Here is a 14,749-nt window from a genome sequence, read left to right on the forward strand (position 1 = left end):
AGACCTTGCCAATACAGGCGATGTTGTGCCTTTCTGCCTTCTTTCTATTGCTGTCTGTAGAAAAATACGGTCATTTTGTATAGCTATGCCGCGAGATTCTTCTAAATTTGCACGGTTAATAGAATGGACAAGTCCTGCTTGCGAGCCGGAACTTATCCATTTGTAGCTGAAGAGTTATCTTGTTGTTTTAGTCCAGTTATACCTGGAAAAAACACACACATCACATGAAAAGATGGAACCCCGACTTCATGAGCCATTCCTTTACGGCTCGTTTGCGCGTTTATGTCGTAGGCTTCACCGCCTTGCTGTTCATTCTCGCCTTTTACGTGATTTTTCGTTTTTCCTACCGCTTCATCCGTGAAGAGGCGGTACACCGTGCCGATGCACAGCTCGATAACACCATCCTGCGCATTGACGGTGTGCTCAACTCCGTGGAGACGGCAGTCGCCAATTCCTCTTGGGCGGTCGGCGAAGAGCTGGACAAGCCCGACTCCCTCTATGCACTCCTGACCCGTTTTGTGGAACGCAATCCCATCATCAGCGGGAGTGCCGTTGCCTTCCGCGAAGACTTCTTCCGCGACAAGGGCTCCTACTACTCACCCTATGTGTTCAAGGACGCCAATGGGGATATCCGTCGGCGACAGTTGGGAACCGAACGCTACAATTACAGCGAAAAGGAGTGGTTCTCCCGCCCGATGCAGACCGGAAAGGCGCATTGGAGCGAACCTTACTACGACACCGGAGGAGGGGAGATGCTCATGACGACTTATTCCCAACCTCTCTATGATGCCGACCACCGCATGTACGGCGTCTTTACGGCAGACATCTCGCTGGCATGGCTGACCGAGCTGGTGAACGGAATACGCCCTTATCCGCGTTCCTACAACCTGATGATTGGCAGGGAGGGAACCTACATAGTCCATCATCGTCCGGAACGTATCCTGCATGAGACCATCTTTTCCGCTACCAAGACCATGAAGGACTCGACTACGCAGAAAATCGGGCGCGACATGCTGGCAGGCAGACGGGGTATGGAGGTGTTGCAGAACGACGACACGCTCTCCTACGTGTTTTATGCACCCATCGAGACGACGGGATGGTCGGTCGCCACGGTCTGTCCACGCGAGGAAATCTTTGCCAGTCTGGACAAGATACAGTGGTGCGTGGTGTTGATTGCCGTAGTGGGGCTGGTGGTGCTCGGACTGGTCTGCGGACACATTATCCGTCACATTCTGAACCCTTTGTCACGCTTTGCACAGGCTGCCCGGCAGATTGCGGGAGGAGACTTCCAGACACCGTTGCCTCCGAGCCCGTATGACGATGAGATGGGACAGCTGCGCGATGCGTTCGAATATATGAAGCGCGAGCTGGCGGAATACATGGAGGAGCTGCAACAGACGACGGTCCGCAAGGAGCGCATCGAGAGTGAGTTGCGCATTGCCAGTGAGATACAGATGGGCATGATTCCCAAACTTTTCCCGCCTTTCCCGGAACGGAAGGACATCGACCTCTATGCCATCCTGAAGCCGGCAAAGGAGGTGGGCGGCGACCTGTATGACTTCTTTATCCACGAGGAGAAGCTGCTCTTCGTGATAGGCGACGTGTCGGGTAAGGGGATTCCTGCTTCACTGCTGATGGCGGTTACCCGAAGCCTGTTCCGTACGATTGCCGTTCACCGGAAGACGGCGGGTGAAATAGTTGCTGCCCTGAACCGTGCGGTGGCGGACAACAACGAGTCGAACATGTTCATCACCCTGTTCGTCGGAGTGCTCGACCTGGCATCCGGCGAACTGGATTACTGCAATGCGGGGCACAATCCCCCGGTGTTCCTGCAGACGGGGGAGAAGCCGCGCCTGTTGTCCTGCCTGCCCAATATACCGATAGGTGTATTCAAGGACTTCGACTACGTGGCGGAGTCCGGACGTCTGGATGACGGCAGCCTCCTGTTGCTCTACACCGACGGACTGACCGAGGCGGAGAACCCGTCGGAGGAGTTGTACTCCGTGGAACGTCTGCTGGCGACCTTCGAAGGCATGCAGGAACTGCCGGCACAGGACATCATCCGTACACTGGAGCGGAGCGTGAAGGACTTTGCCGGTGAGGCGGAACAGAACGACGACCTGACCATGCTGGCTCTCCGCTTGAAGCACGACCCGGATTCGCAGGAGATGGAACTGGTGCTGGAGAACCGGCTCACGGAGATTCTCCGTCTGGAGGACTTCGTCAAGCAGGCGGGGCAACGTGCCGGTATCCCTGCCGATGAGACGGAGATGGTGCTCCTGGCAGTAGAGGAGGCGGTCACGAACGTTATCCGTTATGCATACGGTGACGGGGAGGGCCTTATCCGTCTGACGGCAGCATGCCGGGACGGCAACCTGGTTTTCGAGTTGCGGGACAGTGGACAGGCTTTTGACCCGACACAGGTTCCGGAAGCCGACGTGACGCTCCCTGCAGAAGAGAGGACGCCGGGAGGACTGGGACTTCTGCTGGTGCGGCGCATCATGGACGAGGTCCGCTACCAACGGACGGACGGTGAAAACCGGTTGACACTGGTGAAGAAGAGCAGGCTGACAAGCTGAAACAACATTTCTAACTAAATAAAGCAAAACGATGGAAAGTATCATTTTTCTAGGAATGAATCCGGATATGTGGATTGTCTTGCTGACCATACTGGTGGTCTTCGGCTTGATGCTCTTCACAAAACTGCCGGGTGATTATGTGTTTATGGGCAGCATGGTGGTGTTTGTCACTACGGGTGTCCTTCCGGTGGACGAAGCGCTCAGCAGCTTCAGTTCGGAGTCGGTCATCATGACGGGCGCCCTGTTTGTCATCATTGCCGGACTGGTCTATTCCGGTGTCCTGCAATGGATTGTCAAATACTGCCTGGGCATGCCCAAGACGTACGGGAAGGCACTGTTGCGCCTCATGTTTCCCGTGGCCATGCTGAGCACGGTGTTGAGCAATACGACGGTGGTTGCCCTGTTCCTGCGTGCGGTGAAGATGTGGGCAAGAAGGTTGGGCATCGCCCCTTCAAAACTGTTGATTCCCTTGAGCTATGCCTCGTGCATGGGAGGAACCATCACGCTCATCGGTTCGCCTACCAACCTGGTGATTGCCGGTTTTTATGCCGACGATACGGGGGAGGCGATAGGACTGTTCACACCGACGGTCGTGGGTGTGTTCTGCCTGGTGGTCGGTATTCTCTCCACACTGGCATTGAGCCGGTTGCTGCCTGTACGGAAATCGCAGGAGGATGCGTTGGAGAATGTCTCTGACTACACGGTCGAGCTGCTGGTACCGACGGAATGTCCTCATGTGGGAGAGACTGTCGAGGAAGCCGGGCTTTACAAGGTCCCCGGCGGACACATCATTGAGATTATCCGTTTTGACCATGAAATCATCTCCCCGGTGAGCAAGGACGAGTTCATCTTCGGTGGTGACCGTCTGGTGTTCTCCGGTGATGTCGAGCGGATTCTGGAACTGCGGAAGTCCCATCAGCTGGTCAATGCCACCCACCACGTGTTTACTCTGGATGAAGTCGACCGCAACCGGCGCCTGAGATGGCGAACGTCCGTTTCACCAGTCCGCTGGTGGGCAAGAAGATGGAGGACACTGACTTTGAAGAGAAGAATGATGTGGTCCTGGTTGCCGTTGCCCGGGAGGGAGAACGCATCCAGCAGAGTCCCCGTGAGGTCGTGCTGGAGAAGGGAGACACGCTGCTGCTGGAGTGCAGTCCCTCGTTCCTGAAGCATCCTGCCAACTACCAGGCGGACCTGCAGTTGTTTGATTCGGAGAAAGTGCCCAACATCGGTTCCAAGACCATTGTGTCTTCGCTGATTATGGTGGCGATGATTCTGCTGTCGTCATTCAATGTGCTGCCTCTCATGACCTCCTGTTTCCTGGCAGCCTTTGCCATGATTATCACCCACTGTTGCAGCATCCGGCAGGCACGCGAAAGCATCGACTGGGGCATCCTGCTGATTTTTGCAGGTTCCGTCTGCATGGGACTTGCCATTGAGAAGGTGGGTCTTGCCGAACTCCTGGCAGCCAAACTGTTGTCCTTCTCGGGAAACAGTCCGCTGCTGACCCTGACCTGCGTCTGCCTGTGTGCCATCATCTTGTCCGAGCTGGTCAGCAATACGGCGGCGGCTGCCATCCTCTATCCGGTTGCCTATCAGGCTGCACTGACGATGAACGTCAACCCCATGACATTCAGCCGTATCCCGACACGTTCGTCGTCTCGGGACAGCTGAAACCTCCTTGTTCGTTTTTCAATGTTTTCGTTTCCGGTCCGGCTTTCTCCCTCCGTTAGTCCTCGGACTTCTTTCTGTTTTTCCGCTTTTTCACCTGTTCCACAGCCTCCGAAACGATGGGGCGGTTGGCGAAACGCTGGGCATAGTTGGTATAGTCGGGATGGATGCGTTCATACGTCGGGTCGGTGAAGAGCGGACTGGTGATGATGTGGTCCGCTGTCGAGCGGTTGCAGCAGAACACGATGTTCTCCACGCCGGCAAGACGGGTCAGTGCCTTCACATCGGTGTCGTGGGGCTGCAAGGTCATGGGGTCGGTGAAGAAGAACAGGTAGTCGATCTCCCCCTCCACGATGCGCGAACCAATCTGCTGGTCTCCTCCCAGAGGTCCCGATTTCAGGAGGGTGATGTCCCATTCGATGTCGGGATGCTTTTCCTCCAACGCCTTCTTGATGAATGTTCCCGTAGTACCGGTACAGTAGAATTTATGTCCGATGAGGCGTTCCGAGTTCCACAGCACCCATTCAATCATGTCTTTCTTCATGGCATCGTGTGCCACCAATCCGATTTTTCGAATAACTTTTGTCATAAGTATTTCATTTTTAGTGAACTTCCTGTACAAAGGTAGCGAATCGCCGGAAATGTGCAAGCAAGTCCTGACGAAAAGTTCTGGACGAGGTCCTGAAAACAGAATGTAAGTGATTCTTCTGTTTTGCTTGACAGATTTTCCCATTTGACTGTTTCCAGCTAACGCGTACTTTTGAAAAATCGGGCAAGGTAGGTTTTTTTAGGAATATTCATGCGATGGTTCGTGCATACTTATTCCAAATCCGGGTCAAAAACGAATAATTATACCGCGAAACAATATTGTTTGGGAAGTCAAACACTTGTGTTTGGTACGTCAAACAATATTGTTTGATGAGTGAAACAATATTGTTTCATCCGTCGAAGTCAAGATTTCGAACAGTGAAACACTTGTTTTATGGTTTGAAAACAATTATTTAGTGATTTTTACCTCTGGTTTGTTTCGGAAGACGTTCGATTGGGAACTATGATATTGACAGGTATGCGTCTCATTCTCCTTTCTTGCTGATGATATTTTCGTCCCAGTTTGTGTATGCATGCAGGCGATTATTCCCCGATTCTGACAATGTGTATTTTGCGAATCGCCCGAGAAGGCCCGTTTTGCGCACAAACTTGCAGTTGGCTGCGAGGAAGGGCACTCTCAGGCGATTCGTTTGACACTTTGACAAAGTGATAGTTTGTCATTGTGACTGACAGGAAACTTTTGAAGAGCCATTAGTTGAGAGCTTGTGTTGTGAATTGGTTATCTTTGCAAAGAACCATGATTGGTCATTTATAAGCTGGATTTTTGTGTCTCGGTTTTCTGACCGTCATGAAGTAAATACTGCTGGGCCCAGTTGTGGCAGGAAGATTAAACGATAAAATTTTAGGACTATGATACTACAAGTTACAAACGTAGAATATACAGGGGACTACAGCATGATATGTACCTTTAATAATGGCGAGAAACGTAAGGTCGATCTCACGCCGCTCTTGGAATATCCAGCATACAAAGAGTTGAAAGACAAGTCCAAGTTTATCCAATTCGGATTGGATGAGACTATCTTTTGGGCGAATGGTGCGGATATAGCTCCCGAATATTTGTTTGAGAACGGCATCCCCTGTTGATGGATGTCGGATGAACTTTAGCCAGTTTTTCTTGCAGGCATGCGGATTCAGGGGCTGAGAAGCCAGGTGCAATCACCCCATAAGCAGCAACCAGAGCATCCATTTCCCTCCCAGTTTCTTGCGGAGCTGTGAGAGGGCATAGGCATAATGGTTGCGGACCGTGTGGGGTGAAATGTCCAGTTGGTGGGCGACTTCCCGGTAGGAGAGTCCCTGGAAGATAATGAGCCGGAGTACCTGACGGGCACGGTCAGGCAGGGCATCGATGGCACGGTGAAGTCGCCCGAGGATACGCTCGCGGTCGGAATCACTCTCGGCAGTCAGCTCGTCGATGAGGCTGTCGGTCACGCTCTCCAGGTCGACGAAAAAATAGCGTTGCTCCTCCTCCATGCGTTTCAGAGAAGCCTTTGCTACTGCCCCGAACAGGTAGGCACGCACCGAACCGGTGAAGAAACGTCCGCGATGATTGCGCCACAGCGAGATGAAGGCTCCTTGCACGAGGTCCTCGATGTCGTCGGGGGACAGCAGGTAACGGGTGGCATAGAGGCAGAGCGGACGGTAATAGTGACTGAAGGCAAGGCGCAGGCACGTCTCGTCATCCTGCTGCAGCAGGGCGGCAATCTGTCTGTCCAGGTCAGAGACGGACGGACATCGGGTGGACTTGAGGGTATCGGTTGTCATCGGCGGGGACGGAGCAGCTCACGGGCTGTGTCGCGGTTGGAGGAGAAGGAGAATTCGTCCAGGATGTCGATGATGTTTTCCGGGTCGGCAAGGTTTCCGCGGACGAGGCGTACGATGTCCAGCCGTTCGTCGTCAAAGTCTGCCAGCTCTTTCATCAGACGGATGCACTGGTCGCAGGTGATGTGGCGTTCGATCAGGGCAGCTTCGAGCAGACAGCGGCGGTCGTCGCTGAAGGAGACTTCTTTTGCCAGCTTGATGATGCGTTCGAGTGCATGGTTGCTCAGCACCTGCATCCGGTAGTGGCGGGGATACTGTTCCACGGAAGTCCGTTCCGGAACAGACGGACGGGTGGCGTTGTCGTTCCCGTCTGCAGAAACGGAGACGGACAGGAGCAACAGGCCGAGAATGGGAAAGAGGATTTTTTTCATCGGTATGAATGGTTTGCAACGGGTTGGTGTCGTGAGAGGCGCCGTTGGTTGGGGTTTAGGGCGGCAAGATAGCCAATTCGTGTGAGAATACCATAGGGACGAGGCAATAAAAAAGGGAATCCGTAACTTCGGACTCCCTTTTTTATGCTGTTTAGCCAACGAATTAGAGGCTGACTCTCTTTTCTTTGATTCTGGCTTTCTTACCGGTAAGTGCACGCAGATAGTACAATTTGGCGCGACGTACTTTACCGATTTTGTTGACAGTGATGCTGTCGATGGCCGGAGACTCGATGGGGAAGATACGCTCAACACCCACTGTGCCGGACATTTTGCGAACCGTGAAACGCTTTTTGTTTCCGTGTCCTGCGATTTTGATAACAACACCGCGGTACATCTGTACACGCTCCTTGTTACCCTCGACGATACGATAAGCTACGGTAACGGTGTCACCAGCTTTGAATTTCGGATGCTCTTTACCGGTAGCAAATGCTTCTTCTGCAATTTTAATTAAATCCATTTGTTCGTTTTATTAAATTGTTTATCGTGACCAACGCAACATATCAAGTTACTCTTCCTGTGACAGCGATTGCGCGGAAAGCGGTGCAAAAATACACGATATTTGTCACACTCACAAGGCTTCCCTTCAAATATTTTCCTGAAAGAGTGTGATTCTTTGCTTTTTACGTACCTTTGCACGTCTTTCCGCCCGGATGCGGTCTGAAATCGTTTTTATGAAGAGAAGCATAAACCTCCGACTGACCCTGATTTACAGCATCGCCTTGCTGCTGTCTGCCTCCTGTACGTCGTCCCGTCCGCCGGTCATCCATTCGCTGACGGGTGGACGGTTGGAACTGACGGCTGCCCTTGATGCGGCTCCCGACACGGCGGTGCAGAGGTTGGTCCACACTTATAAGAATCGCATAGACCGTGTGATGAGTCCGGTGATAGGTTGTGCCGCCGTACCGTTGACGGCAGACAGCATGGACAGTCCATTGTCCCGACTGGTGGCGGATGTGTTGCGTGAGGCGGCTGTCCGTCACTGTGGCAGGAAGGCGGACGTCGGCATCATCAACATCGGTGCCATTCGGAGTGCATTGCCTGCCGGCGACATTACGTTGCGCCACCTTTATGAGGTGCTTCCTTTCGACAACCGTTTCTGTGTGCTCACCCTGTCGGGCAGCCAGCTTCGGGAGTTGTTTGCCGCGGCGGTGCGCGAACGGTCGGTTGCCGTTTCGGGTTGCACACTGACGGCGGATGCGTCGGGACATCTGTTGGCAGCAACGGTCGGCGGAAGTCCGCTGGATGACACATGCACCTATCGGGTGGCAACCATCGACTACCTGGCGGAAGGAAACAGCAGGATGGTGGTCCTCGGGACCGTGACACAGAAGGAATTTCCGCCGGGTGTCTACCTGCGTGACCTTTTCGCTGACCATCTCTCGGCCCTCCGTGCTGCCGGAGACTCGCTGACAGCTCCGTCACAGCGCCGTATCCTCTTACAATCAGAAACAGCACCATGAACCGTTTGAACATCTTCCTGCTCTGCCTGCTGATGGGGTGGTGTGTCGTCCTCCCGACGGTGCAGGCACAAGACAAACTCTACATCTATCACACGAACGACACCCACAGCACCATCGACCCGGTGGAACCTGCTTATCCCGACACGGCATTGGCAGGCAAGGCAGGAGCCGTCCGTCGTGCCACCCTGCTTCATCGGCTGCGCAAAGAGCATGGCGCCGACCGGGTGCTGCTGTTTGATTCGGGTGACTTCTCGCAAGGCTCCCCTTACTACGCCCTGTTTAAGGGAGAGGTGGAGATAGACCTGATGAACGCGATGGGCTATGATGCCTGCACCCTGGGCAACCATGAGTTTGATTTCGGGTTGGACAACCTGGCACGTCTCGTTCGCCGGGCACACTTTCCTGTGGTCTGTGCCAACTACCACTTCGAAGACACACCGCTCGACGGGCTCATCAAGCCCTACGTCATCCTGCATCGGGGCGGACTGAAGATAGGCGTATTCGGACTCAGCCCGCGTCCGCAAGGACTCATCTTCTCGGAGTACTACCGTGGCGTACGTTACGAGGATCCTGTCGTTGCAGCCAACCGGGTTGCTGCCCTGCTGAAGCGGAAGAAACATTGTGACCTGGTGATTTGCCTCTCTCATCTGGGTTGGAAGGGAGCGGAGAGCGACGAGACGCTGATAGCCTCCACCCGTCATATCGATCTGGTGCTGGGCGGTCATTCGCATTCCTACTTCGAACATCCGTTGACTTATCCCAACCTGGACGGACTCCCTGTCCCGGTGCAGCAGATGGGCAAGTACGGACGTTTCCTGGGCTGGATAGAGGTGGATTATAGCCGGGAATCCTCCCGCTCGGAGTGATGCTTGTTTAGAAACACTTTTTTTGAAATGACGGAAGCAACCTTCCGCCGTACCGTTCATTCCGAAACCTATCTTCCTACAATCCTTTTCCTTACAAACGGTTAAAGACGAATAACGAACAGTAGTTCCCCGTCCGTCCTCCGATGCCGTTATTTAGAACGGATACAAATTATCCCGTTTTGCCTAGTAGAGATTACAATCAATGGAAGAAAGGTGTATATTTGCAGCGTTGAATTGGTACTAACAACTTAAATTGATAAGAAAATGGCTTACGTAATTAGTGACGATTGTATCGCTTGCGGTACTTGTATTGACGAATGTCCGGTTGGAGCAATCTCTGAAGGTGACAAATACTCTATCAACCCGGATATGTGCACCGAGTGTGGTACTTGTGCAGATGTTTGTCCTTCTGAAGCTATCAGCTTGGGCTAATATCCGAAGAACTACAAAGTCAGACAAAGATTTAGACGAAGGGTGCGTCGCACGAAGCGATGCACCCTTCTTTTACATATTCATTCCGAAGCTGATGATGCTCATCGGCTCACCTCTCCGCTCTCGCCTTTCTCCACGAGCGATTCAATCTCGGCAGCCTTCATCATGTTATAGTCTCCGGCGATGGTATTCTTCAACGCCGATGCCGCAGCTGCAAAATCCACCCGTTTCTGGTCATCGTCATACACCGTGTGTGCATAGAGCAGGGCACCCACAAAGGCATCCCCCACACCGATGCAGTCGATGATGTTGTTGATGTCATAGACCCGTGTGAACTTCGTCGTTCCGTTGGAATGAAGGGCACCGGCAAGCGTGTGGTGCTCTGAACTCAGGACATTGCGCAGGGCGATGTAGATGTGCTTGCATCGGGGAACGGATTTGCTGATTTCCTTGCAGAAACTGTCGTAGGCATAGCGGTCGATGCCGTCGGCAGCCGACTTCGAGTCAAAGCCCGGTGCCGGAATGCCCAGAATCTTGGCATATTCCCCTTCGCTGCCGAACAGGATATCGCTGTGCTGCATCAACGGAAGCATCACCTCGCTTGCAGTCTTGCCGTAACGCCACAGGTTCTTGCGGTAGTTGATGTCGCAGCAGATGGTCAGCCCCATTTCGTCAGCCACTTGGATGGCCTCCTCGCATACGGCAGCCAACCCGTCAGTCAGGGAAGCATCAATGCCCGACCAGTGGAAGATGCTGGCTCCCTCGAATACGCTGTGCCAGTCGATCATGCCCGGCTGCAAGTCCGTGAAGGAAGAGCCTTCGCGGTCATAGATTACCTCGGAGTTACGCAAGGCTACGGCTTTCTCCATGTAATACGTTCCCAGCCGCTTCCCGCCACGCAAGATGTTCCGGGTGCCGACATTGTGCGAACGCAGCTCCGTGATGCAGTTCTCACCCAATGCATTCTCCGGCAAACGGGTGATGTAGTCCACTTCGCCCCCGTAGTTGGCAATCGAAATCGCCACATTGGCTTCACTGCCTCCATAGTTAGCCAGGAAGACGCGGCTCTGCTGGATACGCAGATTGTCGGGAGGGGTCAGGCGTAGCATGATCTCGCCAAAAGTTACAATTTTCTTACTCATATTCGTGTTTGTTTCGTTTGATCGTTTATCACAACCTGTGACCTTGCAAAGTTACGTAAGAAAACCCGGTCAACAAGCAAAACGAAAGTAATCATAGCATAAAAAAAGCAGAAGAGAAACATTGTCCTCTTCTGCTGTGCTTTTCTCTCTCTCGATTAATTGTATTTGTCTTTCTTATTAATCCAAATAAACATCAAGCCCTTTATTGTGTAAAGTCAAATTTAACAACGTCACATATTTTCTGTATTGTTGCTCGCTTAATGCCGATTTCATCAGCTTCAGGTTGCCCCAAACCGCCTTGCGGACCAGTGCCGAACGGGAAGCCTCGTCTTTACTGCGCGCTGCCTGCAACAATTTGTCTGAGAAATATTCGCAAGCCGTGGATACCTCGTCATACTGATTGCTGTTCAGCTCCAGGTAGTTTGTCAGACGTCCGGCGCTGACTGACCAGTTCCACGCATTACCACTTACATTCGCGATTCTTTCTCCTGCAAAGCTTGTAGCGCCAACAAATAGAGACGCTACAAAAAGTAATGTAATCCTTTTCATAATCTTTCTCCTTTTTACCTTAAATGTTATTCCTAAAAACTAATTACCTAAATTTTTCTCTTTTCTCTATCATTTTGACACTGCAAAGATATATAGCTTTTCACCACTTCCAATCCTTTTGGTGTTAATAAACGTAAATGTAAATCTAAATCGTCACTTATTTGATTTATATCAAGAGAATCTATCATAAAAATGGTCGATTCTGCAAATATATGTAAGAATATCGGGTAAAAAGCAAGCATCCTTTGCAAAATTAGCTTCTTTTCTTCCATATATCGCTGGAGATTTATGTATCTTTGCCCACCATTAGTATTATCTATTTAACCAATCCTATTTATTAATTGCATATATATAAGTATATGGAGAATAACGCAAACAAATACATTACCGTGTCCTACGAGTTGTATGTGGACAATGACGGTAAAGAAGTCATGATGGAAAAAGCTCCGGTGGAGCATCCTTTCCAATTTATTTCGGGCATGGGCATCACACTGGAGAGTTTTGAAGCCAACATAGCCAAGCTCGCCCAGGGCGATGCATTCGACTTTGTCATCCCCGTGGCTGAAGCTTATGGTGAAATCGACCCCGAACACATCCTCGAACTGCCGAAGGACTTCTTCGTAGTGGACGGCAAATTTGACTCTGAGCGTGTGTTTGCCGGCAACGTCCTTCCGATGCTCAACAGCGACGGCAACCGCCTGAACGGGACTGTCGTGGAGGTGAAGGACAATGTAGTCGTGATGGACTTCAACCATCCGTTTGCCGGCAAGGACCTCCACTTTGTAGGTACCGTGACAGAATCCCGTCCGGCAACGAATGCTGAAATCCAGGAAGTGATCAATATGTTTGCCGGTGAAGGTTGTGGCGGTGGCTGCGACTGCTGCGGCGGAGGCTGTGGCAGCGATGACTGTGGCGACGATTGCGGCTGCGGTGAGCACGGACACCACCATGACGGTTGCGGATGTGGCTGCCACTCCTGATGAAACGAAGACATTTGTCCTGAACAACTGAACAGGAACCATCTATGGAATCTTCGGAAGGTTCTGCCCCATCTTTCGAGGTACAGTCCTTCCGAAGATTCTTTTTTATACCTCGTAACAAAACCAAGCACAATGAAAAAGTTTCCTTTACTCTTATTGCTGAGCATGTTCTTCTTCGTGTCTTGTATCCAAGACGAAGCTCCGAACGCTGAAGCCGACATTGTGAGCTGTGTGCTCGATGGCAATGTGCTGAAACGTCCGCCTCTCATCGAGAATGACAAAGTGACCCTCGTGGTCTCTGTAGGCGTGAATGCCGCCAATCTCGCTCCTCAATTTGAACTGACACCGGGTGCCACCATCGAACCGCCCAGCGGGACGGCACGCAACTTCACCTTTCCCCAGACTTACACGGTGACCTCGGAAGACAAGAAATGGAAAAAGACCTATACCGTCACCGTACAGCAAGACCGGAGCATCCTGTCCGATTACGACTTTGAAGGGGTAAGCCTTGTCCGGGTAGAGAATCCCGGAAGCTATCCTTATCACTATCATCAGATCGAAGAGGTTGACTCGCAAGGTTCGACGACCCTGGTATGGGCCAGTGGAAACAGCGGCTTTGTCCTGGCTGCCAAGCTGGACGGTCTGCCCGACGACCCGACGGTGTTCCCGACCTGTTCCTGGGACGAGGGACGTACCGGCAAATGTGTCAAGCTGGTCACCTGCAGACCGAAGGCCAGTGCTGCCGTAGCGTTGGCACCGATTGCTGCCGGAAACCTGTTTACCGGAAAGTTCGTACTGGAAAACATCAATGAACCTGCCGTCTGCACCCACTTTGGTGCCGGTGAAGTGTTCCCCTACAGACCCATCAGCCTCGAAGGTTATTTCAAGTACAAGGCGGGGGCAACCATGACCGTGGGTACTCCCGAACAGCATAAGCACGACACCGACATGTGGGACATCTACGCCGTGCTCTACGATGCCACCAAGGCGACCAATTCCTACCTGGATGGCTATAACATCCTGAGTGACCCGAGCATCGTACTGCTGGCTCACCTTCCGCGTGAAGAACGTCACGAAGCCGACGACTGGACTCACTTCTTCATCGAGTTCCAACCGTTTGAGGGCGGAACGGCATTCGACGAGGCGAAAATGAAGAACGGAGATTATAACCTGGCCATCGTCATGAGTTCGAGCGAGGAAGGAGCCTACTTCAACGGAGCCGAAGGCAGTACGCTCTATGTCGACGATGTCAAACTGCACTATGAAGAAGAGGAGGGTAACCAATGAAAAAGCAATTCATCCTTACAGCCATCGCCTTGTTGCTCTGCCTGGGACAGACCAAGGCACAACAGTTGTTCCACTACAACCTGAAGGAACATCACATCGACTTTGAAGTCAAGGCCGGATTCAGCATCGGCGGCACTTCACCCCTTCCTCTGCCGGAGGAAATCCGCTCCATCGAGAGTTACAACCCGGGGCTGGCGCTGTCGTTGGGTATCCAGGTGACCAAGTGGTTTGACAACCAATGGGGCTTCAGCAGCGGCATCTCGTTCGACAACAAGAAAATGAGTACCGAGGCACGTGTGAAGAACTACAGCATGGAGCTGATTGACGGAGGCGGACGCATCAAGGGCAACTGGACCGGACTGGTGCAGACCGACGTCACCAATTCCTACCTCACCGTGCCCGTCATGGCAGCTTACAAGCTCAGCTCCGTCTGGAACTTGCGCTTCGGTCCTTATGTGGCATACCTTATGGACGGCAAGTTCTCCGGACACGTCTCTGACGGATACCTGCGCGAGAATGACCCGACCGGACAGAAGGTGCCTTTCACCGGCGATGCCACCGCCACCTATGACTTCTCGGACAACCTGCGCAAGTTCCAGTGGGGACTCCAGGCAGGAGGTTCCTGGAGAGTCAACCGCCACTTCCGGCTCAATGCCGACCTCCAGTGGGGGTTGAACGACATCTTCGAGAAGGACTTCGAGACCATCACGTTCAGCATGTACAACATTTACCTGAACCTGGGCTTCGGATACGTGTTCTGAGACACATGCCCAGGGTCAGCCCGACAGACAAGAGGCACGGAGATGCAGAGTCAGACAAAAAACTCTGCGCCTTCGTGCCTCTTGCTGTTGATACTTCCAACTATTCACGCTATATTTGGCACGCTTATAAATTCAGCACCTGACTCATTCGACTTTCGCAGGCT

General features: G+C 52.4%; 16 protein-coding genes and 2 pseudogenes. 11 read left to right on the forward strand and 7 right to left on the reverse strand.

Translation table 11 applies throughout. The features are described 5' to 3' along the window. The first annotated feature begins 224 nt into the window (after positions 1 to 224). From M3087_RS09055 to M3087_RS09065, 4 genes and pseudogenes are all read left to right on the forward strand, one after another. Entirely contained in the window at positions 225 to 2,579 is a 2,355-nt protein-coding gene (locus tag M3087_RS09055; protein WP_249095156.1) for a SpoIIE family protein phosphatase, read from the forward strand. A gap of 109 nt (positions 2,580 to 2,688) precedes the next feature. Next, positions 2,689 to 3,492, forward strand: a pseudogene (locus M3087_RS09060) (SLC13 family permease); the annotation flags it as partial. Between the two features lie 110 nt (positions 3,493 to 3,602). Then, positions 3,603 to 3,680, forward strand: a pseudogene (locus M3087_RS14420) (hypothetical protein); the annotation flags it as partial. A gap of 15 nt (positions 3,681 to 3,695) precedes the next feature. Beyond that, positions 3,696 to 4,253 carry an SLC13 family permease gene (locus tag M3087_RS09065; protein WP_249095160.1) on the forward strand — a complete coding sequence of 186 codons (558 nt, stop codon included), beginning with the start codon at positions 3,696 to 3,698 and terminating at the stop codon, positions 4,251 to 4,253. Positions 4,254 to 4,308: 55 nt separating this feature from the next. On the opposite strand, the gene M3087_RS09070 is transcribed toward M3087_RS09065, so the two are convergent. Beyond that, positions 4,309 to 4,839: a methylglyoxal synthase gene (locus M3087_RS09070; RefSeq protein WP_022385375.1), complete on the reverse strand. Its 531-nt coding sequence runs from the start codon at positions 4,837 to 4,839 to the stop codon at positions 4,309 to 4,311. Positions 4,840 to 5,708: 869 nt separating this feature from the next. On the opposite strand from M3087_RS09070, the gene M3087_RS09075 reads away from it, so the two are divergent. Then, positions 5,709 to 5,942, forward strand: coding sequence for a DUF2442 domain-containing protein (locus M3087_RS09075; protein WP_022384787.1), 234 nt, complete (start codon positions 5,709 to 5,711; stop codon positions 5,940 to 5,942). Positions 5,943 to 6,014: 72 nt separating this feature from the next. On the opposite strand, the gene M3087_RS09080 is transcribed toward M3087_RS09075, so the two are convergent. The 3 genes from M3087_RS09080 to rplS form a co-directional block, all read right to left on the reverse strand. Further along, positions 6,015 to 6,620 carry an RNA polymerase sigma factor gene (locus M3087_RS09080; RefSeq protein ID WP_249095162.1) on the reverse strand — a complete coding sequence of 202 codons (606 nt, stop codon included), beginning with the start codon at positions 6,618 to 6,620 and terminating at the stop codon, positions 6,015 to 6,017. Next, positions 6,617 to 7,048 (reverse strand): DUF4476 domain-containing protein, encoded by a 432-nt coding sequence (locus tag M3087_RS09085; protein ID WP_249095163.1) that lies wholly within the window; start codon positions 7,046 to 7,048, stop codon positions 6,617 to 6,619. The genes M3087_RS09080 and M3087_RS09085 overlap by 4 nt, the downstream gene beginning before the upstream one ends. Positions 7,049 to 7,211: 163 nt before the next feature. After that, positions 7,212 to 7,565, reverse strand: a complete 354-nt coding sequence (gene rplS / locus M3087_RS09090; RefSeq protein ID WP_022384784.1) for a 50S ribosomal protein L19 — start codon at positions 7,563 to 7,565, stop codon at positions 7,212 to 7,214. Between the two features lie 214 nt (positions 7,566 to 7,779). On the opposite strand from rplS, the gene M3087_RS09095 reads away from it, so the two are divergent. The 3 genes from M3087_RS09095 to M3087_RS09105 all read left to right on the forward strand — a co-directional run bounded on the left by M3087_RS09095 (position 7,780) and on the right by M3087_RS09105 (position 9,866). After that, the gene (locus tag M3087_RS09095) at positions 7,780 to 8,568 is read left to right on the forward strand and encodes a 5'-nucleotidase C-terminal domain-containing protein (protein ID WP_249095166.1); all 789 of its coding nucleotides are present in this window, start codon (positions 7,780 to 7,782) and stop codon (positions 8,566 to 8,568) included. Continuing rightward, complete coding sequence (locus M3087_RS09100) at positions 8,565 to 9,434, forward strand: bifunctional metallophosphatase/5'-nucleotidase (RefSeq protein WP_410796986.1); 870 nt, start codon at positions 8,565 to 8,567, stop codon at positions 9,432 to 9,434. The genes M3087_RS09095 and M3087_RS09100 overlap by 4 nt, the downstream gene beginning before the upstream one ends. A 264-nt stretch (positions 9,435 to 9,698) precedes the next feature. Continuing rightward, complete coding sequence (locus M3087_RS09105) at positions 9,699 to 9,866, forward strand: DUF362 domain-containing protein (RefSeq protein WP_022384781.1); 168 nt, start codon at positions 9,699 to 9,701, stop codon at positions 9,864 to 9,866. Between the two features lie 101 nt (positions 9,867 to 9,967). On the opposite strand, the gene M3087_RS09110 is transcribed toward M3087_RS09105, so the two are convergent. The 3 genes from M3087_RS09110 to M3087_RS09120 all read right to left on the reverse strand — a co-directional run bounded on the left by M3087_RS09110 (position 9,968) and on the right by M3087_RS09120 (position 11,829). Beyond that, positions 9,968 to 11,008 (reverse strand): sugar kinase, encoded by a 1,041-nt coding sequence (locus tag M3087_RS09110; protein WP_106484382.1) that lies wholly within the window; start codon positions 11,006 to 11,008, stop codon positions 9,968 to 9,970. Positions 11,009 to 11,185: 177 nt separating this feature from the next. Then, positions 11,186 to 11,557, reverse strand: a complete 372-nt coding sequence (locus tag M3087_RS09115) for a hypothetical protein (RefSeq protein WP_022384779.1) — start codon at positions 11,555 to 11,557, stop codon at positions 11,186 to 11,188. A gap of 47 nt (positions 11,558 to 11,604) precedes the next feature. After that, complete coding sequence (locus tag M3087_RS09120) at positions 11,605 to 11,829, reverse strand: hypothetical protein (RefSeq protein WP_249095167.1); 225 nt, start codon at positions 11,827 to 11,829, stop codon at positions 11,605 to 11,607. Positions 11,830 to 11,916: 87 nt separating this feature from the next. Here M3087_RS09120 and M3087_RS09125 point away from each other — a divergent pair, with 87 nt between their 5' ends. The 3 genes from M3087_RS09125 (at position 11,917) to M3087_RS09135 (ending at position 14,585) form a co-directional block, all read left to right on the forward strand. Continuing rightward, on the forward strand, positions 11,917 to 12,537 hold the full coding sequence (locus M3087_RS09125) for a peptidylprolyl isomerase (RefSeq protein WP_249095169.1): 621 nt from the start codon (positions 11,917 to 11,919) through the stop codon (positions 12,535 to 12,537). A 132-nt stretch (positions 12,538 to 12,669) separates the two neighbouring features. Then, the gene (locus M3087_RS09130; RefSeq protein WP_106484385.1) at positions 12,670 to 13,824 is read left to right on the forward strand and encodes a PCMD domain-containing protein; all 1,155 of its coding nucleotides are present in this window, start codon (positions 12,670 to 12,672) and stop codon (positions 13,822 to 13,824) included. Continuing rightward, complete coding sequence (locus tag M3087_RS09135) at positions 13,821 to 14,585, forward strand: porin family protein (protein ID WP_249095172.1); 765 nt, start codon at positions 13,821 to 13,823, stop codon at positions 14,583 to 14,585. The genes M3087_RS09130 and M3087_RS09135 overlap by 4 nt, the downstream gene beginning before the upstream one ends. The last annotated feature ends 164 nt before the right edge of the window (positions 14,586 to 14,749 follow it).

The sequence above is a fragment of the Mediterranea sp. ET5 genome (assembly GCF_023337025.1).
Lineage (GTDB): Bacteria > Bacteroidota > Bacteroidia > Bacteroidales > Bacteroidaceae > Phocaeicola_A.